Origin of the sequence: Micromonospora zingiberis (assembly GCF_004331455.1) — a bacterium.
GTDB classification, from domain to species: Bacteria; Actinomycetota; Actinomycetes; order Mycobacteriales; family Micromonosporaceae; genus Micromonospora; species Micromonospora zingiberis.
The window spans coordinates 434,634-459,486 of the sequence record NZ_SJJR01000002.1 but is presented as its reverse complement, the minus strand read 5'-3'; the positions used below and the strand labels follow the sequence as shown (position 1 = coordinate 459,486).

Genomic DNA, 24,853 nt, shown 5'->3' with positions numbered 1-24,853 from the left:
CCGGCCGACCCACGCGGCCCGGCCGGCACCGTCAGGAGTCACCGTGCACTACCCGGATCTGTCGTACTGGCTCTCCACCGTCGACGAGCCGCTGGCTCCGCGTCCGGCGCTGGGTGCTGACACGGACGCCGACGTGGTGATCGTCGGCGCCGGCTACACCGGGCTCTGGACGGCGTACTACCTGGCGGGGGCCGACCCGACGTTGCGCATCGTGGTCCTGGAGCGGCAGGTGGCCGGCTTCGGTGCGTCCGGGCGCAACGGCGGCTGGTGCTCGGCGCTGCTGCCCACCTCGCTGACCGGGCTGGCCCGCCGGCACGGCCGGGACGCCGCGATCGCCATGCAACACGCCATGCACGACACGGTCCGCGAGGTCGGTCGGGTGGTAGCGGCCGAGGGCATCGACTGCCACTGGTCGTACGGGGGCACGGTGGTGCTCGCCCGCAGCGGGCCGCAGCTCGACCGGGCCCGCGCGACCGTCGCGGAGGCGCGGGAGTTCGGGTTCGGCGCCGAGGACCTCACCCTGCTCGGTCCCGACGAGGCCGTTGCCCGGTGCGCCGCCGCCGGGGTACGGGGTGGCACGTACACCCCGCACTGCGCGGCCGTGCACCCGGCCCGGCTGGTGCGCGGTCTGGCGCAGGCGGTCGAGCGACGGGGGGTGACCATCCACGAACAGAGCCCCGTCACGGAGATCCGTCGGGGTGCGGCGGTGACCCCGAACGGGACGGTACGCGCGCCGGTGGTGGTACGGGCGACCGAGGGTTACACGCCCGGGCTGCCCGGGCAGCGGCGGGCCATCGCGCCGGTCTACTCGCTGATGCTCGCCACCGAGCCGCTGCCGCCGGCCATCTGGGAGCGGATCGGCCTGGCCGAGCGGGAGACGTTCTCGGACCATCGGCACGTCATCATCTACGGCCAACGCACCGTCGACGGCCGGTTCGCCTTCGGCGGGCGGGGGGCGCCGTACCACTTCGGCTCGCGTGTCCGGGCGGCGTACGACCGGGAGCCTCGGGTCTTCGCGGCGCTACGCCGTACCCTCACCGAACTCTTTCCGGTGCTGGGCGCGGACGTGCCGGTGTCACACACCTGGGGCGGGCCGCTGGGGGTGGCCCGGGACTGGGCCGCCTCGGTCGGCTACCAGCCGGCCGACGGGTTCGCCTGGGCCGGCGGGTATGTCGGGGACGGCGTCGGCACCAGCAACCTGGCCGGGCGTACGCTGGCCGACCTGATCCGTGGCGAGCGGACCGAGCTGACGGCCCTGCCCTGGGTCAACCACCGCTCCCCGCGCTGGGAGCCGGAGCCGCTGCGGTGGCTCGCCGTCAACGCCGGCCTGCGGGTCATGTTCTCCGCCGACGAGGCCGAGGCCCGCACCGGCCGTTCGTCCCGCCGGGCCTCCGCCTTCTCCCGCCTCCTGGGCCACTGAACCCCGCCCGGGTGGGCGGTCAGTAGCTGGGGGGAATCACCCGGAGGTGGCCGCGGCGGGAGGTGGGGGGCGTGGTGGGCTGGGTCTGGTCGTCCTGCGGGGGGCGGGGGGCGGGACGGGCGGCCTCGCGTACCGCCTCGGCGAGGGCCACCAGGTCGTCGGTGGTGGGCGGCGGGGGTTCGAACTCACCCTCGTGCCGGACCACCTCCCAGCCCCGGGGAGCGGTGAGGCTGCGGGCATGCGGCTCGCAGAGGTCGTACGTGTGCGGCTCGGCGAACGCGGCCAACGGACCGACCACGGCTGTTGACTCGTTGTAGACATAGGTCAGCGTGGCGACCGCTTGCCGGGGGCAGCCGTTACGGGAGCAGCGCCGTGGTGACCTCACGGGCGCAGGGTATCTCCATTACCGGCTCCGGCGCACCGCTTCGCGTTACGACACGCCCGTCTTCGTGATCACATTTCGTACGCGCCGGCCCGGCGCGCCACGGTACCGGCGCAACTGTGGCCCGCCCGGGTCGGGGGCTACCCTTTGGCTCATGACGAGCCCGGAGAACCGCCGCCCCGGCGCGAGCCGGCGCGCCCACCGCGACCGGCACGGTCGCGGCCTGCGCGGGCGGCTGGTGCCGGCCACCGTGCCGCTGGCCCGGACCAAGGCGGAAATCTTCGACGACCTGGTGTTGGACACCGTCGAGGCGCTGGAACGCCGGTTCGCCAAGGAGCTGGCCGGCGTGGAGTTCGCCGTCGAGGACGTCCCACCCGACCTGAACGTCTACGACTCCGACGTGCTGGAGGATGGTGAGGTCCCGCTGGCCCGGCTGCTGCCGGGCCGGCCCGGTCGTCAGGAGATGCCGCCCCGGATCGTGTTGTACCGGCGCCCGCTGGAGTTCCGGGCGATGGACCGGGAGGATCTGGCCGACCTGGTCCACGACGTGATCATCGAACAGGTGGCGAACCTGCTCGGTGTCGACCCGGACGAGCTGGCCTGAGCCCCGCCGGCTCGCGCCGCCCGGCGGGCCGACGTCGGCCCGCCGACCCACCGACGGTCGCGGCCCCCACCGCGACAGCGCCGATGTCCAGGGCGGGGCGGCCCCCAACCGCCCCCACCCGACGACGGATCAGGCGACGCGCCGCTTGAGCTTGCGACGCTCCCGCTCGGAGAGTCCGCCCCAGATCCCGAACCGCTCGTCGTGGCCGAGAGCGTATTCGAGGCATTCCGTCTTGACCTCACACCGCGAGCAGATCCGCTTCGCCTCGCGGGTCGAGCCGCCCTTCTCGGGAAAGAACGCCTCCGGGTCGGTCTGCGAGCACAACGCCCGCTCCTGCCACTCCGGCGCGTTTCCGAGCAGGTCGGCCGCCTCGAGCTGGCCGTCCATCAGTTGCCTCCTTGTCGCGCACCGGCGTCATCGCCGCTGCAACCCCCCACGCGAAAGGCGTGTTTGTCCATCCGGCCCCGTTTTGTTGCGTTCCGCGAGAACAACCCCATTCAAATTACACGCGTGTAATGCGTGCGCCGTCAAGCCAAACTTGATAATGGAGTCGCCCTCCCGACACGCAACCCGGACGGCCGTCCGGACCACCCGGTCTCGCCCTGCCCTATCGATTCAGACCCCGGCCGAGTAACGCCCCTCCCGGCGAGTTGCCCGAGTTTTCTCCCGTGGCGCCCCTCCCACGGCAGGTCCCGTCGGAACCCGCGCGAGCGCCCCGGAAGACCACCCGGCAAGATCCGTTGATCTTGAATGGCAAGGTTAACCCGACTTCGCCAGCCCTGCCCGTCGGCCGAAAGTGCGACGACCGCGCCTCGCCCACATTGTGGACGCGACGCGGTCGTCAGCAGGTCGAACAGAATCAGCCAGCAGGCGGAGAAGCACTGGTGGGCCAGGTGAATTCGGCGACCACGCCACCGGTCACGGTGACCGTGCCAGCCGGCGCCTCCTCGTCCCACCAGACGGTATACACCCCGGACTGAAGATCGGGATACACCGCACTGTGGAACGTACCGTCCCGAACCTGACGCTCCCGGACGGCGGAGTGGGTACGCGGGTCGCCATCCCGCCCGACCAGGCTGATCTCGATCTCCCGACCGAGCAACTGCCGCCCGGTGTAAATGATCAGGGCGCCGGTCTCGCCGCCCAGGTTGAGCAGGACGGCCCCGCTACCCGTCGGCCCGTACGCGTGTGCGTGCGTGTGCGCGTGCTCGGTCATGCCAGGCCCCCGGGCTCAGGCCCGCACCGGCGGGTTGTTGAACCCGTCGTACGGCGTACCGAGGAATGGGAAGTTCCGCAGGAACGGCGCGGTCACGTCGGCCTCGGTCAGTCCCGGCGTCACCGCGGCGGCCGCGTCGTCCGGGGTGAAGTTCCGGTCCACCAGCGGCACGGTCAGCCCGGCCACGGCGCGCAGCGCGATGGTCACCACGTCGTCGGTGACCCGCCGGCCGTTGGGGTAGCCCGCCAGGTCACCGCCGAGCACGCCCAGCCGGTTCGGACGCCGGGCCGGCGGGATCGCCGTGTTCAGCCGCAGCATGTCGGCCTGGGTGTTACCGGTGGCGTTGGTGAAGCCGTTGATCAGCCCTTCCGGAATGCCGGTGAGCAGGATGGCCACCAGGTCCGCCCGGGCCTTCTTCGACTTGTTCAGCTTCTCCAGGTTGGGGAAGACGCCCGGGTAGAGCACCGGCAGCAGGGCGGCCAGTTCCGGCTGCTCGACGAACTGGGCGAACCGCTTGTCCTCCGACGGCGGCAGCGTGTTCCACAGGTCCTTCTGCGCCATCGGCACGATGACCTCGTTGAACAACGGGTTGCCCAGTCTGGACACCTGCGTGAACGGACCGGCGTTGGTGTCGGCCGCGACCTTGTCGCCGAGCACCTTCACCTGACGTCGGGAGGCCGACGTCCACACCCCGATCACCGACGCCGGCTCCTGCCAGTGGTACCGGCTGGCGCGTCGGCGCAGCTTGTCGACGGGCACCTGGATCGCGATGCTGTGCACGTTCATCCGGTCGAGCGCGTTGACCGGCTCGCCAGCCGCCCTGAAGATCTTCTTTCCGGCCACGTGCAACTGCTGGAACGGGCGCAGCGTGCCGAGGTCGAAGATCGCGCCCAGGTCGACGTAGAAGCCGTCCGCGCGCTGCCCGGCGAACACCTTCTCCCCAGTGGACAGCGAGAAGGTGGCCTGCCGTACCAGCTCGCCGTACTTGGGGATGGACAGCGGACCGACGTTGCTCGGCGGGCAGGGCAGCTTGCGACCCAGCCGCTGCTGCTTGCCGTCGGCGATGCGGGTCACCTGGTAGAACTGCCGCCGGTTCCAGTTCTTGCTGTCCAGCGACTCGATCGGGCCGGTGTTGTAGAGGAAGCTGTTCGGGTTCGTGATCTCGGTGGTGAACTCGAACCGGTAGGTGATGTCCGGCTTGCCGTCGCCGTTGTTGTCAATGTGGATCTCGTACCGCACGTCGTCGCCGAACTCGAAGAAGTTCGGGCCACCGGAGGGCAGTTGCAGCGGTACGTAGTTGGCGATCAGCGTCACCGTGTCCGGACGGTCCGGAGTGACGAACGCGTACAGATCGGATGAGTCGGCGACCGGATCCTTGGCGATCTCCGGTGCCTCACGGTGTGAAGACATGACGAACCCACCTCACGGGGCGAAGAAGCGAATGGGAATGCCGACCGGGCGCCGAGAGCCCGCGCCGGGCCGGTGGGACGCCGCCACCACCCGCTTGCGGCGGAGGCGACGAGAAAGGTTCAGCGCCGTGGGTGGAGTCCGGGGCGCCAGGTGGCGTGCGGCGGATCGGCTCGCGCGCCGGGTCGGACGGTCACCGGGTTCAGCGTCGGGCGGCCTTGCGCAGCCGATCGGCCAGACCGCGGTCCTGCACCTCGATCCGGGACTCGCCGACGAAGACGTCCATCGTCCCGGAGCGGGCGTCGCGCAGGTGCACGACGATCGTCTCGTCGGCGCCGGCCGCCGCACCATTGCCACGTTCACCGGCAACCGACAGGCCCGTCACCGCGAGAGTGGCGGCGCCGAGGGTGGCACTGGCCGCAGCCGTCAGCGTCTGACGGCGGGTCAGCTTCGGCCAGCCCCGCCTGCGCGTCTGAGTTCTCATGGGCAACCTTTCCAGCGGCGGCGCGCACGCGCCCGCGATGGCGGACGGGGGTCGGAAGCGTTCCCACCGGCCCCCGCAGGGGTGCCGGCGGCGGTCCTCGCCGCTACCGCCGCCGGCATCGACAGGTACGGCCGGCGACGGGCGAAGGTTCGACGCTAAGCGTCGACGTGACCGTACGAAGTCGTTCGCCTACGCGCCGGTCGTCCCGCCGCCGCCGCGATCGCCCGCAGTTGCTCCTCGGTACGCGCCGACCCGTTGCCAGAGCCGGCCATCCGCGAGATGGTCTCCTCCATCAACGTGCCGCCCAGGTCGTTGCAGCCGCTGCGCAGCAACTCCGCGCTGCCCGCGTCGCCGAGCTTCACCCAGGAGCACTGGATGCTGCTGATCCGGCCGTGCAACAACACCCGGGCCATCGCGTGCACCGCCCGGTTCTCCCGCCAGGTCGGCCCCGGCCGGGCGATGCCGGCGAGGTAGATCGGCGCGTTGGTGTGCACGAAGGGCAGTGCCACGAACTCGGTGAACCCACCGGTACGGTCCTGCACTCCGGCCAGCACCCGGAAGTGCGCCAGCCACTGCCCCGGATGATCCACGTGGCCGTACATCATCGTGGAGCTGGACCGGATGCCCAGCTCGTGGGCGGTGCTGACCACCTCGACCCAGGCGGCGGCCGGCAGTTTGCCCTTGGTCAGCACCCAGCGCACCTCGTCGTCGAGGATCTCCGCCGCGGTGCCCGGGATGGTGTCCAGCCCCGCGTCGCGCAGCGCGCTCAGCCACTCCCGTACCGACACGCCGGCCTTCGCGGCGGCGGTGGCGATCTCCATCGGCGAGAAGGCGTGCACGTGCAGCTGCGGCACCCGTGCCTTGATCGCCCGGACCAGGTCGGCGTAGCCGGTCACCGGCATCTTGGGGTCGATGCCGCCCTGGATACAGACCTCGCTGGCGCCGGCGTCCCACGCCTCCTGCGCCCGGTCGGCGACCTGCTCCACCGAGAGCCGGTACGCGTCGGCGTCGCGCTCCCGCTGGGCGAAGGCGCAGAACCGGCAGCCCACGTAGCAGACGTTGCTGAAGTTGATGTTCCGGTTGACGACGTAGGTGACGTCGTCACCCACGGCGTCGCGGCGCAGGTCGTCGGCGATCCGGCAGAGTTCGTCGAGGGCCGGGCCGTCGGCGGCGAACAGCGCCAGCGCGGCGTCGGCGTGCCGGGGTTCGAGCAGCGCCGCCGGATCGCGCCCGGCCAACCGCAGCCCGGCGCGGAGGTCGGCGTCGCCCGCGTCGGCGGACCGACCGGCCGGCTGCCCCGCATCCGCCGCCGGGCCGTCGCCGCGACCCGCCCGAGCCGGCGGTACGGCGGCCTTGGCCGCCACCTCCGACCAGTCGCCGTAGACGTGGTCGAAGTCGCCCCGCCGATCGTCGGTGCGTCCCGTGCTGTCGATGGTGACGTGCAGGTCGGTACGCCCGCCGTACGACTCGTCGGGCTCCTGCCACGGCCGACCCACCGGCCGGGCCGACTCCACGGCCAGCCCGGTCGCCGGATCGGCCAGCGCGCCGACGTGGGGCAGCAGGCGCGGATCCAGCCACGGCTCGCCGGCCCGCACGTACTCCGGGTAGACGGTCAGCCGCTCCCGCAGGGTGAACCCGGCTCCGGCGGTACGCGCCGCCAACTCGTCGAGCTGTGGCCAGGGGCGTTCCGGGTTCACGTGATCCGGGGTCACCGGGGAGACCCCGCCCCAGTCGTCGATGCCGGCGCGCAGCAGCAGGTCGTACTCGCCGGCGATCAGGTTGGGTGGGGCCTGGATGCGCGCCTTCGGCCCGAGCAGCACCCGGGCCACCGCCACGGTGGCGGCGAGGTCGTGCAGTTCCGCGTCGGGCATCGCACGCATGGCGGTGTCCGGCTTGGCGCGGAAGTTCTGCACGATCACCTCCTGGAGGTGGCCGTACTCCCGGTGCGCCCGGCGGATCGCGAAGATCGCCTCCACCCGCTCGGCGTGGGTCTCACCGATGCCGATCAGGATGCCGGTGGTGAACGGGACGCCGACCCGTCCGGCGTCGTCGAGCACCCGCAACCGCACCGCCGGTTCCTTGTCCGGCGAGCCGTAGTGCGGGCCGCCCGGCTCGGACCACAGCCGGGTCGCGGTGGTCTCCAGCATCATTCCCATGCTGGGCGCCACCGGCTTGAGCCGGTGCAGTTCCGACCAGGAGAGCACCCCCGGGTTCAGGTGCGGCAGCAGGCCGGTTTCCTCCAGCACCGCCACCGCGCAGGCGCGCAGGTAGTCCAGGGTCGACTCGTAGCCCCGCTCGTCCAGCCACTGCCGAGCCGCCGGCCAGCGTTCCTCCGGCCGGTCGCCGAGCGTGAACAGCGCCTCCTTGCAGCCCTGCGCGGCCCCGGCCCGGGCGATCTCCAACACCTCGTCGCGGTCCAGGAAGGCCGCCGGCAACCGGTGCGGCACGGTGGCGAAGGTGCAGTAGTGGCAGCGGTCCCGACACAGCCGGGTCAGCGGGATGAAGACCTTCTTGGAGTACGTCACCACGCCCGGACGGCCGGCGTCACGCAGGCCGGCGTCGCGGATCGCCCCGGCGGTGTCGAGCAGTTCCTCCAGCGCCCCGCCGCGCGCGGTCAGCAGCGCCGACGCCTCCTCGACGTCGAGCGCCCGCCCGGCGGCGGCCCGGCGCAACGCCCGCCGAACGCTTGCCTCACCCGACGCGGACTCGCTCCGGTCAACCATCCACTCAGCCTATTCGCTGCCGCCCGGCCCATTGCGCTGGCGTGGGCAACCACACCGGTGCGTCGGGCAGGTCAGGTCGGCTGCCCGCCCGGCTCGATGCGCTGGGTACGGTCGTCGTCACCGTCCGGCCCGGGCGGGGCCTGGGTCGGGTCAGCGCTCTGGCGCGGAATCGCCTGGGTCGGGTCGACCGACGCCGGCTGCCCGAACGGCGGCGCCGACTGCGGGGGCACGGCCGGCTGACCGTGCGGCGGCCAGGTGTGTGGTGAAGCGGACGATTCCGGGCTCGACGGCGGTTGCCCGGCCACCGGCCAACCGGCGGGCGAGCCGGTCGCCGGGCCGGCGCCCGGAGCACCCGGCTGGTCCGCAGCCGACCACCCGTCGGTCGGCCACCCGCCACCCGGCTGTCCGGGCTGCCCGGACCCACCGTGCCCGGGCTGGCCCGGATACGCGGGCTGGCTCGGGTACCCCGGCTGGCCGGACCCACCGTGACCCGGCTGGCTCGGGTACCCGGGCTGGCCGGACCCGCCGTGCCCCGGCTGGCTCGGGTTGCCCGGCCAGCCTGGCTGCGGGGTGCCGTACAGACCGGGCTCCGGCTTGGGCCTCGGGACGTGGTACAGCCGCTGCCAGACACTCCAGACCACATATCCGGCGAGCCCGAACAGTGCCACCCAGGCGGCCCGGGTGAGCATGCCGGTGAGGGCGTCGAAGAGCTGCGCCTCGGCCAGCCGACCGACCATCCAGACCAGCAGGGTCAGCCCGCCGAGCACGGCGCTCACCGCGTACTCTCCGAGCGCCACCTGCGTGATCATCTTGCCCCTCGCCACGACCGGGGCGACGTGGGTGGCCAGCAGCACGGCCAACAGTGGCAGCACGACCGCCTCCAGCCCGATGAAGGCGAAGAAGGCGCTGCCCGCCCGGCCGGTCACCGTGCTGTAGGCACCCTGCGGGGTCAGCAGCCGGATCAGGCCGACGAAGAGGAAGAGGGCGTTCGCGCCCAGGAGCACGATGGCGGCGAGTTCCCGCAACGGCCGGGTCACCTGACTGGCCGGGGTCGGGGCGTTGGGCGGGGGCTCGGCGGGGCTGGTCACGAACTCTCCCTGGGGGCGAAAGCGGACAGATGCCGACGTGAGCCTAGTCTCCCGGGGCGACTCGCCGCCGCAGACGTCACGTAGGCGAGGATGGTCGGATGCGCATCGTGGTTCTGACCGGGGGGATCGGCGGTGCCCGCTTCCTGCTCGGCGTGCGGGCCTACGCCCGGCAGGTGGGCGCCGAGGTGACCGCGGTGGTCAACGTCGGCGACGACCTGCGCCTGCACGGCCTCCGAGTCTGCCCGGACCTGGACAGTGTCATGTACACCCTGGGCGGGGGCGCCGACCCGGAGCGGGGCTGGGGCCGGGTCGGGGAGAGCTGGACGGTCAAGGACGAGTTGGCCGCGTACGGTGCCGAGCCGAGCTGGTTCGGGTTGGGCGACAAGGATCTCGCCACCCACCTGGTCCGCACCACCATGTTGGACGCCGGCTATCCCCTGCACCAGGTGACCGAGGCGTTGGCGACCCGCTGGCAGCCCGGCGTACGCCTGCTGCCGGCGACCAACGACCGGCTGGAGACCCACGCAATCCTCAGCGCGGACGACGGTGGGCAGCGGGCGATCCACTTTCAGGAGTGGTGGGTGCGGCATCGGGCCCAGGTGCCGACGCACCGGTTCGTCTTCGTCGGGGCCGACTCGGCCAAGCCGGCACCCGGGGTGACCGAGGCGATCACCGAGGCGGACGTCGTGCTCGTCGCGCCGAGCAACCCGGTGGTCAGCATCACGCCGATCCTGGCCGTGCCGGGCCTGCGGGAGGCGGTGGCGAGCGGACCGGCACCGGTGGTGGGTGTGTCGCCGATCATCGGGGGCGCGCCGGTACGGGGCATGGCGGACCGGTGCCTGGAGGTGATCGGCGTCGAGTGCAGCGCGGCCGGCGTGGGCCGGTTGTACGGCGGCCGGTCGGCCGGTGGTCTGCTCGACGGCTGGCTGGTGGCCGAGGAGGATGCACAGACGGAGGTGCCGCAGGTGAGCGTCCGTGCGGCGCCGCTGCGGATGACCGACGAGGCGGCGACGACGGCGATGGTCCGCGCCGCGGTGGAGATGGCATGAGACTGGAGACCCTGCCGGTGCCCGGCGCCAGACTGGAGATCCTGCCGGTACCCGGGATCGGCCATGTGGCCGAGGGGGACGACCTGGCCGCGTTGATCGCGACGGCGGCGCCCTGGCTACGCGACGGCGACGTGCTCGTGGTGACGAGCAAGATCGTGTCCAAGGCGGAGGGGCGGTTGGTGGACGTCCCGGCCGACGGCCCGGATCGGCAGGCCGCCCGGGACGAGATCCTGGCCGCCGAGACCGTCCGGGTGGTGGCCACCCGGGGCGCCACCCGGATCGTGCAGACCCGGCACGGCTTCGTGATGGCCTCGGCCGGCATCGACGCCTCCAACGTCGACAAGACCCGACTGGTGTTGCTGCCCGAGGATCCGGACGCCTCGGCTCGGGCGCTGCGCGCCGGCCTGCGTGACCGGTACGGCGTGGACGTGGCCGTCGTCGTCAGCGACACCATGGGCCGGCCGTGGCGCAACGGGCTGACCGACGTGGCCCTCGGCGTGGCCGGGATGGACGCCATCCGCGATCATCGGGGCGAGGTCGACCCGTACGGCAACGAACTCGTGCTGACCCAGATGGCGGTGGCCGACGAGTTGGCCGCGGCGGGCGAGCTGATCAAGGGCAAGTGTGACCAGATGCCGGTGGCGGTGATCCGTGGCTACCTGACCGCGCCGCTGCCCGGCGACGGCGAGGGTGCGGGCGTCCTGGTTCGGGACTCCTCGATGGATCTGTTCTCCCTCGGCACCGCAGAGGCGAAGGCCGCCGGGTTGGCCGCCGCCGCCACCCTTGCCGACCGTCCGGGCGGCACACCACCCGATCCGGCGGCGGTCGACCGGGCGATCGCCACGGTCGCCGGCGTGGTCGCGCCGGGCACGGTCTTCACCCAGGTGACCGACGAGGACGTACGCACCGGCCTGGTCGCCGTCGTGGCCGGCTGGCCGGCCGAGGCCACCGCGCTGGTGCTCTGCTCCCCACCCACCCCGGTCGGCCCCGTCCAGTTGGTCCGCTTCGGCGCCGACGTGCAGCGCCTCCGTACCGCCCTCGCGGCACAGGGCGTCCCCTCCCAACTCCTGCCGCCACCCGCCCACACCACCGCCGCCGCCACCCTCGCCCTCTGAGCGGGTCGCCCACGGGGTGACGCCCCTTGGAGATCGTCGGTGGGTGGGTCAGGTGTTGAGGACGGCGCGCCCGAGTGGGGTGAGGGTGTGCAGGACCGTGTTGCGATCCCGGTGGCTGACCAGCAGGCCGGCATTGCGCAGCACGGTGGCGTGCTGACTGGCCGCGGCCGGCGAGATGTGCAGTCGACGGGCCAGTTCACCGGTGCTGCAACCGTCGTCGCTGGCGGCGAGCACCGCCGCGCGGGTCCGGCCGAGCAACGCGGCCAGCGCCGCCTCGGACTTCTTCGCCTCCTCCGGCGCCAGGCCACCGAGCCGGTCCACCGGATAGACCAGCACCGGCGGCAGCGTCGGGTCGAGCAACGCGACCGGCGTGTCCGCGCAGAAGAACGACGGCACCAGCAGCAGGCCGCGGCCCTGTAGGTGCAGCTCGCGGCTGCTCGGATAGCCGGGGATCTCCAGGGTGCCCGAGTTCCAGCGCACCCCCGGCCGCAGACTGGTCAGCAACCCCTCGACACCACCGTCGAGCACGGCCCGCGCCCGCCGGGCCCGGTCCGCCTCCACCGCCGCCTGGACCCGGGGCCAGTACGGCCGGAGCGCCAGCTCGCGGTAGCGGCCCATGGCTGCGGTCAGGTGTTCCAGGGCATCCGGCTCACCCCGGGCCAGGGCGCTGGCGTCGGCGGGCAGGCTTCGGGCGTTGGCCAGCAGCGTGAGGTCGCGGTGCAGCAGTGGCACCGGGGTACGCCGGACCGCCTCCATCCCCGCCTCGAACCCGTCGACACTCTCGTACGGGGTGAGGAAGTCCGGAAAGTAGCCGCGTGGCGGGTTCAGTGCCAGCAGCAGTCGCAGGCCGTCGGCGTCCTCCGGCCGGCGCAGGTCACGCATGACCTCGCGGCGCCAGCCGGACAGCAGCGGATCCCGGCTGCGCTCGGGCAGCAGGTGCAGACTCAGCACCACTTCCCAGACCGGATCCGCCGCCGGAGCCACCCGGGTCCGGAGGATGTCCTCGCCGGAGAAATGGATCTTCAGCATGGAACGACTCCCTGTCGCCCGGCTGAGGGGCGCCCGGCGACCTTCCGCACTCTACCTGGATCGCCTCGGGCCCGGCCGATTAAGCCTGGGCTAAAAGACCTCGACGCCCTACCGTCCGGTACGCCATGCTTCCCGGGTCGCGCGGGGGCGACACACCTCGGGCGTGCCGTACGGACGCCCCGAGGTCGGGGGACGGTCGAGCGGGCGGCACCACACGAGGGTCTGCGGCGGATAGATTCCGCAGGGGTGCCGCCCGTTCGCCGACCTGAAAGGAGGGGGCAGAGTGTCGACGCCTCCGGCAGTACAGGAACCCCCGCTCCCCCACGACGACAGCTGGACGGCGTTGTACGCCGACACCCTGGCGGTGCTCACCGGCTGGGAGCCGACCTGCCCGGACGCCGCCACGGCTCAGGCGCGCACCCTCGACCTGCTGGCCGCCGGGCCGGTGGCGATGAGCCGCGAGCATCGGCCCGGTCACGTCACCGCCAGCGCGCTGGTGTTCGACGCGACCGGCTCCCAGGTGCTGCTCTGCCTGCACGGCAAGATGCACACGTGGGTGCAGCTCGGCGGCCACTGCGAGCCGGGCGACCGGACGCTGGCCGGCGCCGCGTTGCGCGAGGCCACCGAGGAGTCCGGCATCACCGGCCTGTGGATGGACCCGGTGCCGATCGACGTGGACGTGCACCCGGTCAACTGCCAGGGCGGGTCACTGCACCACGACGTACGCTTCGCCGTGTTCGCCCCGCCAGCGGCGGTGGCGCAGGTCAGCGCGGAGTCCGAGGCGCTCGGCTGGTTCCCGCCGGACGAGCTGCCGCGTCCGCTGGCCGGCGGGACGGCCCGGCTGGTCGAGCCGGGCCGGGCCGCGTTCAGACGAGCCTGTCCTCGCCCCGCTCCTTGAGTTCGTCCACGATCGCCTTGACGTCCTGGGCCCGGTCGCGCGGGCAGACCAGCAACGCGTCGGCGGTGTCGACCACGATGAGGTCGCGTACCCCGACGCTGGCCACCAGCCGGCCGGACTGCGGCACCACCACCATGCCGCTGCTGTCACGCAGCAGCACCTCGGCCTTGTCGTCCATGCCCAGCACCACGTTGCCGTCGGCGTCCGCCGGCAACACCTCGCCGAGGGTGTGGAAATCCCCCACGTCGTTCCAACGGAAGTCGCCCGGCACGGTCGCCACCCGGCCGGCGCTGGCCGCGCCCTCCATCACCGCGTAGTCGACCGAGATCTTTGGCAACGTCGGCCAGACGGCACCCAGCACGTCGTCCTGCTCGTCGCTGCCCCAGGCCGCGGCGATGGCGGTCACCCCGGTGTGCAGGGCAGGCTGCTGGCGGGCCAGTTCGGCGAGGAACGCCGACACCCGCCAGACGAACATGCCGGCATTCCACAGGTACCGGCCGGAGCGGACGTACGCCTCGGCCACCTCGGCGTTCGGCTTCTCCTTGAACTCGATGACCGGTCGCATCGGGCCGTCACCGACCGGGTCGCCGGTCTGGAGGTATCCGTAACCGGTCTCCGGCCGGGTCGGCGTGATCCCGACGGTCATCAGCAGTCCCTGCTCGGCGCCCCGGATCGCCTCCCGCACCGTGTCCACCCACCGCTGTGGCTCACCGATCAGATGGTCGGCGGCGAACGAGCCCATCACCGCGTCCGGGTCGCGTATCGCGATCACTGCCGCGGCCAGCGCGATGGCCGCGCAGGAGTCCCGTGGGGAGGGCTCGACCAGGATGTTCTCCTCCGGCAGAACGGTCAGCTGGCGGGCCACGGCGGCGGCGTGCGCGGCGCCCGTGACCACCATGATGCGTTCCGGGGCGGTCAACGGCCCCGACCGCTGCACCGTCGCCTGGAGCAGCGAGGCGGACGTGCCGGTGAACGGGTGGAGAAACTTGGGATGGCCGGCCCGGGACAGCGGCCACAACCTTGTGCCGCTGCCACCCGCCGGAATGACGACATAGATCACCAGGACATCATGCCCGAACCGCCCGGTGCGGGCGCCCGGTTGCCGACCTCAGGCCCGGGCCCGGGACCAGGCGGCGATGTGCACCTCGGCGCTCGACTCCCAGGTGAACTCCTTCGCCCGGTCGAAGCCGGCCTTGGCCAACGACAGCCGGCGCGGCTCGTCGTCGAGCAGCGCCGCCAGGTCGATGGCGATCTGGTCCGGGTCCTCGCTGGTGTACGCCACCGCGTCGCCACCCACCTCGGGCAGCGACAGTCGGGGCGTGGTGAGCACCGGTGCGGCGCACGCCATCGCCTCCAGGATCGGCAGGCCGAACCCCTCCCCGTACGACGGGTAGGCGGCGACCAGGGCACCACCGAGGAATCCGGGCAGATCGGCATAGCGCAGGTAGCCGGGGCGCAGCAGCCGCAGGTGCGACGGCACCTCGGCCACCGCGCGGTCGATGTCGTCGTCGTGCCCCTGACCACCGGCGACGACCAGGGCCGGCGGGTCCTGCCGGTCGGCCACCGCCCGGGCCCAGCCGCGAATCAGGTTCGGTACGTTCTTGCGCGGCTCCTTGGCCCCGAGGAACGCGACGTAGCTGCTGCCGCCGAGGCCGAGCCGGGCGCGTACCCGGGCCTTCTCCTCGTCGCCGGGGGCGTGGAAGGCGGCGTGGTCGACGCCGTGATAGGCGACGTCGATCCGGGTCGGGTCGGCGTCCAGCAGCCGGATCAACTCGTCCCGGGTGGCCTTGCTGGGCACGATCACCCGGTCGGCGCGGCGCAGCGAGGTCTTGATCGCACTCCGGAAGAACGTGCGGCGGGACTTGTCGTAGTGCTCCGGCTCGGTGAAGAAGGTCGCGTCGTGCACGGTGACGGTGACCGGACAACCGGCCCGCAACGGGCAGGTGTAGAAGGGCGAGTGCAGCACCTCCGCGCCGACCTGCTGGGCCAGCAGCGGCAGGCCGGTCTGCTCCCAGGCGAGTCGGGCGGGTCGGTGCGCGACGGCGGCGGGCGCGGGGATGATCTCGGCGCCGGGCAGCTTCCGGCGATAGCGCTCAAGGTCGGTGCGGAGGCTGACGACGACCAGATCCACCGCCGACCCGCACACGTCACCGAGGGCGCCGAGCAGGCCGTCGACGTATCTACCGACGCCACCACGGTCGGCGGGGACACTCGTGGCGTCGATGAGCACGCGGGGCGGGCGGCCGGCGGTCACGGGGCGACTCCTTGCGATGGCGGGACTGTGGGGAACAACACTCCGGGCAAGCCTACGCCGGAGCCGGGTACGGACGCTGACTGCGACCCGACGGTACGCCGACTTGTCGCTGTCATCGAGTACGGTCGCCAGCCGCGTATCGTTCGCGTCGATGGCCGACAACATTGCCCGGGTGTTCGCCGACGCGATCGCGACCAACCCGAATCGACCGCTGCTGACCTGGTACGACGACGCCACCGGTGAGCGCACCGAACTCTCCGGCGCGACGCTGGCGAACTGGGTGACCAAGACGGCCAACCTGCTCACCGACGAATTGGCCCTGGGGCCCGGCGACACCGCCGCGGTGCTGCTCCCGCCGCACTGGCAGACCGCCGCCGTGTTGCTGGGCTGCTGGTCGGCCGGCCTGACCGTGGCCGAGAAGCCGGGTGACGTGGACGTGCTCTTCGCCGCCGTAGACCGGGCCGCCGAGGCGGACGCCTGGACGGCCGGCGACCGGTACGCCCTGGCGCTGCACCCGTTCGCGCTGCCGCTGCGGGAGGTGCCGGCCGGCTTCGCCGACTACGTGACCGAGGTGCGGGTGCAGGGCGACCACTTCGGGGCGTACCCACCGGGTGGTCCGGCGCACGCCACGCTGAGCGACCAGGCGAGCGCTCGTGCGGCGGAACTCGGCATCACCTCCGGCGACCGTCTCCTGGTGAACGTCGACCGCCACCCGGACCCACTCGACTGGCTACTCGCCCCGCTCACCGCCAACGCCACCCTCGTCCTCTGCGCCCACCCCGACCCCACCCACCTCCCCACCCGCCAATCCACCGAACAAACAACCCACTCCCTCCCCTAACCCCCTAACCCCCTCCCCCCTCCCTCCCCTCCCCCCTCCCCACTTCTCCGCGATCTTGCACTTCTGGTCGCCGACATGGGCAGTAGATCCCTTTTGCCGCGACCAAAAGTGCAAGATCGCGGGGGTTAGGGGCGGTCTCGCGGATCTTGGTGCGGAACGGGCCGCATGGGGGCCGTTCCGTACCAAGATCTGCGGCTAGGGGAGGGGCGGCCGAGCAGCGTGGTGGGAGCGTGCCGTGGACGGGCAACGCAGCCAGGTCGGACGCGGCCTCAACGGGGCAGGCACGGCGCGACCAGGCGGCCAGGTGCGACAGGCTCGGTACCCGCTTCCACGCCTTGCTCGACTCGTCGAACTTCGATCGGCCTACCTGCCGTCCCCCGCCAACAAGATCCGCGAGACAAGAACCTAGGGGGTGCGGTGGTGGGCGAGGGTGGCGAAGGCGGTCAGGGAGTCGGGGTTGGCCAGGGCGCCCTTGGCGGCGGCCTGGTCGATGGGGGTGCCGGTGAGGATCTTCTTGACCGGGACTTCCAGCTTCTTGGCGGACAGGGTGCGGGGGACGGCGCGGACCTGGTGGATCTCGTCGGGCACGTGCCGGGGCGACAGGGCGGTACGTAGCTCGCGGCAGATCTTCTTGCGCAGCTCGTCGTCGAGGGTCAGGCCGTCGGCGAGCACCACGAACAGCAGCAGTTCTCCGGCGCCGCCCTCGTCGTCCTCCAGGTGCACCACCACCGAGTCGACGACCTCGTCCAGCCCTTCCACCACCGAGTAGAACTCGGCGGTGCCCAGCCGTACGCCGCCCCGGTTCAGGGTGGCGTCGGAGCGGCCGGTGATCACACAGCCGCCGCGCGAGTTGATGGTGATCCAGTCGCCGTGCCGCCACACGCCCGGATACACGTCGAAGTACGCCTCCCGGTAGCGGACCCCGTCCGGGTCGTTCCAGAAGCCCACCGGCATGCTCGGCATCGGTTCGCTGATCACCAGCTCGCCGAGTTCGCCGATGACCGGGGTGCCGTCGGCGGAGCGGGCCTCCACCTTGGCGCCGAGTGCCCGGCAGGTGATCTCCCCGGCGTGTACCGGCAGCAGCGGCACCCCGCCGACGAAGCCGGTGCACACGTCGGTGCCGCCGGACAGCGACTGGAGTTGCAGGTCACGACCGACCGTGTCGTACACCCAGGTGAAGCCCTCGGCGGGCAGCGGCGCACCGGTGGAGCCGACCCCGCGCAGCGCGGACAGGTCGGCGACCTCGCGGGGTACCAGGTCGGCCTTGCGGCAGGCCAGCAGGAACGGCGCGGAGGTACCGAAGTAGGTGGTGCCGCTCTCCTCGGCCAGCCGCCACAGCGCGCCCAGGTCGGGATGGCCGGGGTTGCCGTCGAACAGCACGATCGCCGCGCCCACCGCCGGACCGGAGACCAGGAAGTTCCACATCATCCAGCCGGTGGTGGTGAACCAGAAGAACCGGTCGGCCGGTCCCAGGTCGTGGTGCAGGGCGAGCATCTTCAGGTGTTCGAGCAGGATGCCGCCGTGGCCGTGCACGATCGGCTTGGGCAGGCCGGTGGTGCCGGAGGAGTAGAGCACGTAGAGCGGCTGGTCGAAGGGCACCGGCGTGAAGGTCAGCGGCTCGTCGGTCGCCGCCGCCAGCTCGGCCCAGGACAGGGCGCCGTCGGGCGGTGCCGCCGTCGGGTCGAGGTAGGAGATGCTGACGGTGTGCCGGAGGGACGGCAGCGCCGCCCGGATCGCGGCCACCTCCGCCGAGCGGTCCACCGGCTTGTCGCCGTAGCGGTAGCCGTCCACCGCGACCAGCACCTTCGGCTCGATCTGCTGCCACCGGTCGGTGACGCTGCGGGTGCCGAATTCCGGCGCACACGAGGAGAAGATCGCACCGAGGCTGGCGGTGGCCAGCAGCAGCACGTACGTCTCGGCGATGTTCGGCGCGTACGCGGCCACCCGGTCGCCGGTGGTGACGCCGAGCCGGCGCAGGCCGGCGGCCACCCGGCGGACCTGTTCCCGCAGCTCGGCGGCGGTCAGGGTGACCGGGGCGCGGGTCTGACCGTACGCGAGCACCACCGGGTCGTCGTCGGCCCGGCCGGGCATTCGCAGCACGTTCTCGGCATAGTTGAGGGTGGCGCCGGGGAACCACCGGGCACCCGGCATGTGGCGGCTGGACAGGGTGGCGGTCGGCGGGGTGTGCGCGACCACCTCGAAGTGATCCCAGATCGAGCGCCAGAAGGCGTCCAGGTCGGTGACCGACCACTGCCACAGCGCGTCGTAGTCGGCGAACTCCAGCCCGCGGTGCTCGGCCAGCCAGCGCAGGTACGCCCCGATCCGCGAGCGTTCGAGCACGTCCGCCGGTGGCGTCCACAGCACGTCAGTCACTGGTCACTCCTCCCCCGGCCCGGCACGGCGCTGTGCGGTGGGCCGTGGCGCCATCTTGCCCTACCTCGAAGCGCCATTCTCCGCAGCCAGCCCGGCCCGACGCATGTGCCCGGCCCACATGAAATGCGCGGACGGGCCGGGGTGGAGCCGGGTGGGCGGCGGACTACTCAGGAGCGCTTCGGTGGGTGGGCGCGGAAGCCCTCAAGGAACGTGGTCAGGTAGCGCCGGGCGCTGGTGATCCGGTCCTGCGGGGTCTCGCCGTGCAGCTGCGCCGCGTAGGCGATGCCGCACATGATCGGAACCAGGTCGGCGGCGGTGAGGTCGGGGCGAATCGCTCCGGCCGCAGCGGCCCGGTCGAGCAGTGCGGTGCCGATCGACCAGATCGACCGTTTGAGTTCCGTGGTACGGGCCAGCGCCTCGCCCGGCGCGGCGACGACCATGGCCAGGGATGCGTCGCCGACCTGGGCTTCCACCGTACGGGCCAGGAACTCCTCCAGCCCGCGTCCGGGGTCGGCACAGCTCAGGGCCGCCTCGCCGTGGGCGGCCAGCGCCTCCAGGCAGGGGGTGGCGACGGTCTCCAGCAGCGCCTCGACGGTGGGAAAGTGCCGGTAGACGGTGCCGACACCGAGTCCGGCGCGGCGGGCGACGTCGTTGAGTTGCAGGGGTGTGCCCTCGTCGACCATGCCGCGGGCCACGGCGACGATCCGGTCCCAGTTGCGGGCCGCGTCCTTACGTAGCGTCGTGGTCGCCATGGGCACAGCCTAACCGGATTTCCGATCCGGATAACTGTCGGGCACCGCCGGCCGCCCCAGCCGCGGAGACAGAACCTAGCCGACCGTGAGTGGTGCGTGGCGTTCGCTGAGCCGGCGCACGGCTTCGGCGATGCGCGGGTCGACCGCCGCGCGCAGCGGCGCCTTCGGCCGGGCCCGACTGTCGAACACGATCCCGGTACGGCGGGCCAGCGCGTCGTCGGTGGCGGCGACGATCGAGGATCGGGCCGCCACCGAGGGCCGGCCGGCGGTCGACTGTGCGAACTTGCGGCGCACCAGGGGCCACAGCAGCCGCAGGCCGGGCGAGACGATCTTCGAGTCGGCCATGGTGCCGTTGGTCATGTCGGTCGCCGCGCCACCCGGGTCGGCGGCGAAGACCGAGACGCCGGTGCCGTCCAGGCGGGCGGCCAAGTCGAGGGTGTACGCGAGGTTGGCCAGCTTGGCCCGGCCGTACCAGTGGAAGCCGTAGTAACCACCGGGCGGCTCGACGGCGTCGAACGTCCGCTTGGCGACCCCGACCGCCGCCGAGGTCACGTTGACGATCCGGCTCGGCGCGCTCGCTTTCAGTGTCGGCAGCAGCAGTTCGGTGAGCAGGTACGGCGACAGGTGGTTGACGACGAGCGACGCCTCGACGCCGTCCAGGTCACGTCGGTCGGCGAACATGGCGCCGACGTTGTTGACCAGCACGCTCAGCGGTTCGCCGGAGGCACGGTGATCGGCAGCGAGCTGGCCGGCGAGGGCCCGGACCGCGTCGAGCGAGGCGAGGTCGGCCCGCAGGAACCGCGCCGGGTGCTGCGGCGTCGTCGCGTTGATCCGTGCGACGGCGGCGGCGCCCCGGTCCGCGTTGCGTCCCACGACGGTGACCGCGAACCCGGCGGACGCCAGCCCGAGGGCCGTCTCCAGGCCGATGCCGCCCGTCGCGGCCGTGACCACAGCTGTCCTTCGCATGGCTGCCACCTCCTTCGAGAAATACGGATAACCCATCCGCTTGGCCTGACGATAACACAAGCGGATGGGTTATCCGATTCAGCGAAGTGTGTGACTCAGCCCGCGCGGTGGGCCTGGATGGCGCGGCGGCGGGCCAGCCGGTGGGCCCGCCGGATCTCCGCCTCCCGCCAGCGCTGTTCGTCCTCGGGCGTCTCCGGCAGCACCGGCCGCACCGCCCGGGGCGCACCGCCGACCTCGACGCCGACGAAGACGAGGTACGCCGTGGCCACCCGTACCGGCGCCTCCTCGGCCGAGTCCCAGCGCTCGGCCATCACCCGTACGCCGACCTCCATCGAGGTCTGCCCGGTCCAGTTCACCTGGGCGTACGCGTGGACCAGGTCACCCACCCGGACCGCCTCGGAGAAGACGATCTCGTCGATCGCCGCGGTGACCGCCGTACCGCCGCTGTGCCGGGCCGCCGCCGCCCCGGCGACGTCGTCGATGAACTTCATCAGCACCCCGCCGTGCACCGTGCCGTAGAGGTTGACGTCGACGGCGGTCATGATCCGGCTCAGCGTTACCCGTGAGTACGACGGCGGCTTGCCCGACGGTGCGGCGCAGGGGTGCTCGGTCATGTCGGAAACGGTACGGTGCGCGGATGCGACATCTGTGGAGCTTCCTCGCCGGGCTGGTGGTGGCGCCGGTCACCTGGGCGCTGGTCACCCTCGGGCAGGATGGATCGGCCGGCACCGTGAACCGGTGGGTGGAGATCGGCACATCGAACACCGCCAACCTCATCGAACCGGCCGTCTACCTCGCTGTTGGCGGCATCGTGCTGGGCCTGCTCGGCACGCTGCGCGTCTCACCGCTCGGCCCGCTGGTGGCCGGGGTGCTGCTGGTCATCCCGTACATCGGGTTGTTCGTCGCGCCGTTCCAGGTGCGCGACCGCATCCCGGCGGACTGGGAGTTCCTCGGCGACCCGCTGCCGCTGCGGCTGCCGGTGGAGAACGGCACCCTGTTCCTGATCGGCCTGCTGCTGCTGATGGCGACGTTCAGCGGGCAACGCTGGCGACGCTGGCCGCAGCCGGTCACCGAACCGACGCCGGCGTCGGTGGACGCCCCGGCCACCGAGCAGACCCTGACCGACTGGCCGCAGTCCCCGGCGGCGGAGCGGGACACCTCCCCGCTCAGCCTGGGCTACCCGGACCCGACGCCGACCGAGCCGCTGCCACGGCGTACCGGTGGCGCGTCGCCCTGGTCGGCGCCACCGGGCAACCTGCCCCGGCGCGACGACGCCATCAACTGATCCGACGCCGACCCGCCCGGTGGTGACGCCGCCGGGCGGGCGGCAACGGTCAGCCCTTGAGCAGCTGGCGGGCCATCACGATGCGCTGCACCTGGTTGGTGCCCTCGTAGATCTGGGTGATCTTGGCGTCCCGCATCATCCGCTCCACCGGGTAGTCCCGGGTGTAGCCGTAGCCGCCGAGCAGTTGCACCGCGTCGGTGGTGATCTCCATGGCGGCGTCCGAGGCGAAGCACTTCGCCGCCGCACCGAAGTAGGTCAGGTCGGCGTCACCGCGCTCCGACTTGCCGGCGGCGGCGTAGGTGAGCTGCCGGGCGGCCTCCAGCTTCATGCCCATGTCGGCGAGCATGAACTGCACGCCCTGGAACTCGGCGATCGCCTTGCCGAACTGCTTGCGTTCGGTGACGTACCCCTTGGCGTAGTCGAGCGCGCCCTGGGCGATGCCGACGGCCTGCGCGGCGATGGTGACCCGGGTGTGGTCCAGGGTCTTCATCGCGGTGGCGAAGCCGGTGCCCTCGGCGCCGATCATCCGGTCCGCCGGGATCCGCACGTTGTCCAGGTAGACCTCGCGGGTCGGGGAGCCCTTGATGCCGAGCTTCTTCTCCGGGGCGCCGAAGCTGACCCCCGGGTCGGACTTCTCGACCACGAAGGCGGAGATGCCCCGGGAGCGGGCGCCGGGGTCGGTGACCGCGAAGACGGTGTAGTACTCGGAGACACCGGCGTTGGTGATCCACCGCTTCACGCCGTTGAGCACCCAGTGGTCACCGTCACGTACGGCCCGGGTGGTCATCGACGCCGCGTCGCTGCCGGCCTCCGGTTCGGACAGGCAGTACGAGAACATCGCCTCGCCGGCCGCGACCGGGGTCAGGTAGCGGCGCTTCAACTCTTCCGCACCCGCCAGCAGCAGCGGCATGGTGCCCAGCTTGTTCACCGCCGGGATGAGCGAGGACGAGGCGCAGGCCCGGGCCACCTCCTCGATCACGATCGCGGTGGCCAGCGCGTCCGCCCCGGCGCCGCCGTACTCGACCGGGACGTGCGGCGCGTGGAAGTCAGCGGCACGCAGCGCGTCGTACGACGCCTTGGGGAACTCACCGGTCTCGTCCGCCTCGGCGGCGAGCGGCGCGACCTTCGCCGCGCAGACCTCCCGGACCGCCTCCCGGATCGCCTCGTGCTCCTCGGGCAACCGATACGCGTCGAATGACTGCTCTGCGGCCATGCCGGCCCCTCCCCTTCACGGCTATCATGCGCAGTCTGTAGCGTCACCTGGACGCCCACCGCGCAGACTGAAGGATAGCGACCACAGTTCAGGCGTTGTTACCGGCGCGTAGGATCGGCCATCACGGAGCAGGACGCCGCTCGGCGATGATGGAAGACAGAACCACGGAACCAACCCCTCCGGTGCCGGCCAGGCGCCGCAGCGGAACGCGACGCGATTGCGCCGCCAGTGCGAGCGGAGAGACAGGCGTGACCATCCCGTACCCGAACTCCCAGCCGATGCCCGTCATCGCCGCGGTGACACCCCCCTCGGGTGCCTCCCGCCCTCGGGTGACCTTCCTGGGCACCGGCTACCTCGGCGCGACCTACGCCATCTGCTACGCCGAGCTCGGCTACGAAGTGCTCGGGTACGACGTCGACCCGGACAAGATCGCCAAGCTGAACGCCGGCGAGGTGCCGATCCACGAGCCCGGCCTGGACGAGCTGCTGCGGCGCAACCTCGCCGCCGGCCGGCTGCGGTTCAGCACCGACATCGCCGAGACCGCCGACTTCGGTGACGTGCACTTCATCTGCGTCGGCACCCCGCAGCGCGCCGACGGGATGGGCGCCGACCTGTCGTACGTCGAGGCGTCGGTGACCAGCCTGGCCCAGCACCTGACCCGCAAGGCGTTGATCGTCGGCAAGTCCACCGTCCCGGTCGGCACCGCCGAGTGGGTGGAGCAGTTGGTCGGCAAGCACTCCCCCACCGACCTCGACGTCGAGGTGGCCTGGAGCCCCGAGTTCCTCCAGGAGGGCTTCGCCGTCGACGACGTGCTGCGACCGAACCGGATCGTGGTCGGCGTCAAGAGCGAGTGGGCCAACGGCATGCTGTACGCGGCGCACAAGGGCGTGTTCGACCTGGCCGCCACCGAGGACCGCGAGGTGCCCCTGGTGGTCACCGACTTCGCCACCGCCGAGCTGGTCAAGGTCGCCGCGAACGCCTTCCTGGCTACCAAGATCTCCTTCATCAACGCGATGGCCGAGGTCTGCGAGGTGGCTGGCGGCGACGTCACCCAACTGGCCCGGGCCATCGGCTACGACCCGCGCATCGGCAACCGGTTCCTCCAGGCCGGGCTCGGCTTCGGCGGCGCCTGCCTGCCCAAGGACATCCGCGCGTTCCAGGCCCGCGCCCAGGAACTCGGCGCCGGTGAGGCACTGCGCTTCCTGCACGAGGTCGACCTGATCAACCTGCGCCGCCGTACCCGCGTGCTCCACCTCGCCGCCGAACTGCTCGGCCGCCGTGCCGGCCCCGCCGGCCCCGACCTGTCCGGCACCCGGATCGCCGTGCTCGGCGCGACCTTCAAACCCAACACCGACGACGTACGCGACGCGCCCGCGCTCGCCGTCGCCGCGCTGCTGCACAAGGCCGGCGCCGACGTACACGTCTACGACCCGCAGGGCATCGACAACGCCCGCCGGGCCGTACCGGAGCTGACCTACGAGTCGGGCATGGCCGAGGCGGTGGCCGGCGCCGACCTGGTCTGCGTCCTCACCGAGTGGGCCGACTTCCGCAACGCCGACCCGACCGTCCTCGGTGAACTGGTCGCCGGACGCCGCGTGGTCGACGCCCGCAACTGCCTCGACTCGGCACTGTGGACGCAGGCGGGTTGGGAGTACCGGGGGTTGGGTCGGCCCTGATCTTTCGGGGTTTCTTGCGGTGCGGTTTCGGTGGGCGGGCTCGCGTCGGTTTTCCGGGGGGAGCCCACCCGCTCCGGG

The 24,853-nt window shown here is 72.1% G+C and carries 23 protein-coding genes; 8 read left to right on the top strand and 15 right to left on the bottom strand.

The features are described from left to right. Nucleotides 1–43 precede the first annotated feature (43 nt). Entirely contained in the window at nucleotides 44–1,420 is a 1,377-nt protein-coding gene (locus tag E0H26_RS05100; RefSeq protein WP_131301315.1) for an NAD(P)/FAD-dependent oxidoreductase, read from the top strand. A 19-nt stretch (nucleotides 1,421–1,439) separates the two neighbouring features. Here the strand turns inward: E0H26_RS05100 and E0H26_RS05095 are convergent, their stop codons facing one another. After that, on the bottom strand, nucleotides 1,440–1,805 hold the full coding sequence (locus E0H26_RS05095) for a DUF3499 domain-containing protein (RefSeq protein ID WP_131301313.1): 366 nt from the start codon (nucleotides 1,803–1,805) through the stop codon (nucleotides 1,440–1,442). 151 nt (nucleotides 1,806–1,956) lie between these two features. Between E0H26_RS05095 and E0H26_RS05090 the strand changes: the two genes are divergently transcribed. Further along, on the top strand, nucleotides 1,957–2,406 hold the full coding sequence (locus tag E0H26_RS05090; RefSeq protein WP_131301311.1) for a metallopeptidase family protein: 450 nt from the start codon (nucleotides 1,957–1,959) through the stop codon (nucleotides 2,404–2,406). A gap of 129 nt (nucleotides 2,407–2,535) precedes the next feature. Here the strand turns inward: E0H26_RS05090 and E0H26_RS05085 are convergent, their stop codons facing one another. From E0H26_RS05085 to E0H26_RS05060, 6 genes are all read right to left on the bottom strand, one after another. Further along, entirely contained in the window at nucleotides 2,536–2,793 is a 258-nt protein-coding gene (locus E0H26_RS05085) for a WhiB family transcriptional regulator (RefSeq protein WP_092380743.1), read from the bottom strand. Nucleotides 2,794–3,265: 472 nt separating this feature from the next. Beyond that, nucleotides 3,266–3,622 (bottom strand): phospholipase, encoded by a 357-nt coding sequence (locus tag E0H26_RS05080; protein WP_131301309.1) that lies wholly within the window; start codon nucleotides 3,620–3,622, stop codon nucleotides 3,266–3,268. A gap of 15 nt (nucleotides 3,623–3,637) precedes the next feature. Then, the gene (locus E0H26_RS05075; RefSeq protein ID WP_131301306.1) at nucleotides 3,638–5,032 is read right to left on the bottom strand and encodes a DUF4331 domain-containing protein; all 1,395 of its coding nucleotides are present in this window, start codon (nucleotides 5,030–5,032) and stop codon (nucleotides 3,638–3,640) included. Nucleotides 5,033–5,231: 199 nt separating this feature from the next. Then, nucleotides 5,232–5,513, bottom strand: coding sequence for a hypothetical protein (locus E0H26_RS05070; RefSeq protein WP_131301304.1), 282 nt, complete (start codon nucleotides 5,511–5,513; stop codon nucleotides 5,232–5,234). Between the two features lie 155 nt (nucleotides 5,514–5,668). Then, nucleotides 5,669–8,236, bottom strand: a complete 2,568-nt coding sequence (locus tag E0H26_RS05065) for a bifunctional FO biosynthesis protein CofGH (RefSeq protein ID WP_131301302.1) — start codon at nucleotides 8,234–8,236, stop codon at nucleotides 5,669–5,671. A 71-nt stretch (nucleotides 8,237–8,307) separates the two neighbouring features. Then, nucleotides 8,308–9,324 (bottom strand): hypothetical protein, encoded by a 1,017-nt coding sequence (locus E0H26_RS05060; protein WP_131301300.1) that lies wholly within the window; start codon nucleotides 9,322–9,324, stop codon nucleotides 8,308–8,310. A 98-nt stretch (nucleotides 9,325–9,422) separates the two neighbouring features. On the opposite strand from E0H26_RS05060, the gene cofD reads away from it, so the two are divergent. Both cofD and E0H26_RS05050 read left to right on the top strand, forming a co-directional pair. Beyond that, nucleotides 9,423–10,373, top strand: coding sequence for a 2-phospho-L-lactate transferase (gene cofD, locus E0H26_RS05055; RefSeq protein WP_131301298.1), 951 nt, complete (start codon nucleotides 9,423–9,425; stop codon nucleotides 10,371–10,373). Further along, nucleotides 10,370–11,488 (top strand): coenzyme F420-0:L-glutamate ligase, encoded by a 1,119-nt coding sequence (locus tag E0H26_RS05050; protein ID WP_131301296.1) that lies wholly within the window; start codon nucleotides 10,370–10,372, stop codon nucleotides 11,486–11,488. Before cofD ends, E0H26_RS05050 begins: the two co-directional genes overlap by 4 nt. 48 nt (nucleotides 11,489–11,536) lie before the next feature. On the opposite strand, the gene E0H26_RS05045 is transcribed toward E0H26_RS05050, so the two are convergent. Continuing rightward, on the bottom strand, nucleotides 11,537–12,517 hold the full coding sequence (locus E0H26_RS05045) for an ArsR/SmtB family transcription factor (RefSeq protein ID WP_131301294.1): 981 nt from the start codon (nucleotides 12,515–12,517) through the stop codon (nucleotides 11,537–11,539). A 283-nt stretch (nucleotides 12,518–12,800) separates the two neighbouring features. Here E0H26_RS05045 and E0H26_RS05040 point away from each other — a divergent pair, with 283 nt between their 5' ends. Then, nucleotides 12,801–13,415 (top strand): NUDIX hydrolase, encoded by a 615-nt coding sequence (locus E0H26_RS05040; RefSeq protein WP_131301292.1) that lies wholly within the window; start codon nucleotides 12,801–12,803, stop codon nucleotides 13,413–13,415. Here E0H26_RS05040 and E0H26_RS05035 read toward each other — a convergent pair. Then, nucleotides 13,384–14,475 (bottom strand): mannose-1-phosphate guanylyltransferase, encoded by a 1,092-nt coding sequence (locus E0H26_RS05035; protein WP_131301290.1) that lies wholly within the window; start codon nucleotides 14,473–14,475, stop codon nucleotides 13,384–13,386. The two genes, E0H26_RS05040 and E0H26_RS05035, sit on opposite strands and share 32 nt — an antisense overlap. A gap of 48 nt (nucleotides 14,476–14,523) precedes the next feature. After that, nucleotides 14,524–15,669, bottom strand: a complete 1,146-nt coding sequence (locus tag E0H26_RS05030; RefSeq protein WP_131301288.1) for a glycosyltransferase family 4 protein — start codon at nucleotides 15,667–15,669, stop codon at nucleotides 14,524–14,526. 151 nt (nucleotides 15,670–15,820) lie between these two features. Here E0H26_RS05030 and E0H26_RS05025 point away from each other — a divergent pair, with 151 nt between their 5' ends. After that, nucleotides 15,821–16,510, top strand: coding sequence for a TIGR03089 family protein (locus E0H26_RS05025; RefSeq protein ID WP_131301286.1), 690 nt, complete (start codon nucleotides 15,821–15,823; stop codon nucleotides 16,508–16,510). Nucleotides 16,511–16,915: 405 nt separating this feature from the next. On the opposite strand, the gene E0H26_RS05020 is transcribed toward E0H26_RS05025, so the two are convergent. The 4 genes from E0H26_RS05020 to E0H26_RS05005 form a co-directional block, all read right to left on the bottom strand. Further along, nucleotides 16,916–18,883, bottom strand: coding sequence for an acetoacetate--CoA ligase (locus tag E0H26_RS05020; RefSeq protein ID WP_131301284.1), 1,968 nt, complete (start codon nucleotides 18,881–18,883; stop codon nucleotides 16,916–16,918). Between the two features lie 167 nt (nucleotides 18,884–19,050). Beyond that, nucleotides 19,051–19,635 (bottom strand): TetR/AcrR family transcriptional regulator, encoded by a 585-nt coding sequence (locus E0H26_RS05015; RefSeq protein ID WP_131301282.1) that lies wholly within the window; start codon nucleotides 19,633–19,635, stop codon nucleotides 19,051–19,053. 75 nt (nucleotides 19,636–19,710) lie between these two features. Then, nucleotides 19,711–20,601, bottom strand: coding sequence for an SDR family NAD(P)-dependent oxidoreductase (locus E0H26_RS05010; RefSeq protein ID WP_131301280.1), 891 nt, complete (start codon nucleotides 20,599–20,601; stop codon nucleotides 19,711–19,713). A gap of 95 nt (nucleotides 20,602–20,696) precedes the next feature. After that, nucleotides 20,697–21,215 (bottom strand): acyl-CoA thioesterase, encoded by a 519-nt coding sequence (locus E0H26_RS05005; protein ID WP_131301278.1) that lies wholly within the window; start codon nucleotides 21,213–21,215, stop codon nucleotides 20,697–20,699. A gap of 23 nt (nucleotides 21,216–21,238) precedes the next feature. Here E0H26_RS05005 and E0H26_RS05000 point away from each other — a divergent pair, with 23 nt between their 5' ends. Further along, a complete protein-coding gene (locus tag E0H26_RS05000; protein ID WP_131301276.1) occupies nucleotides 21,239–21,886 on the top strand; it encodes a hypothetical protein in 648 nt (215 codons plus the stop codon). A 49-nt stretch (nucleotides 21,887–21,935) separates the two neighbouring features. Here the strand turns inward: E0H26_RS05000 and E0H26_RS04995 are convergent, their stop codons facing one another. Then, a complete protein-coding gene (locus tag E0H26_RS04995) occupies nucleotides 21,936–23,099 on the bottom strand; it encodes an acyl-CoA dehydrogenase family protein (protein ID WP_131301274.1) in 1,164 nt (387 codons plus the stop codon). A 248-nt stretch (nucleotides 23,100–23,347) separates the two neighbouring features. Between E0H26_RS04995 and E0H26_RS04990 the strand changes: the two genes are divergently transcribed. After that, nucleotides 23,348–24,775 (top strand): UDP-glucose dehydrogenase family protein, encoded by a 1,428-nt coding sequence (locus E0H26_RS04990; RefSeq protein WP_131301272.1) that lies wholly within the window; start codon nucleotides 23,348–23,350, stop codon nucleotides 24,773–24,775. Nucleotides 24,776–24,853 lie beyond the last annotated feature (78 nt).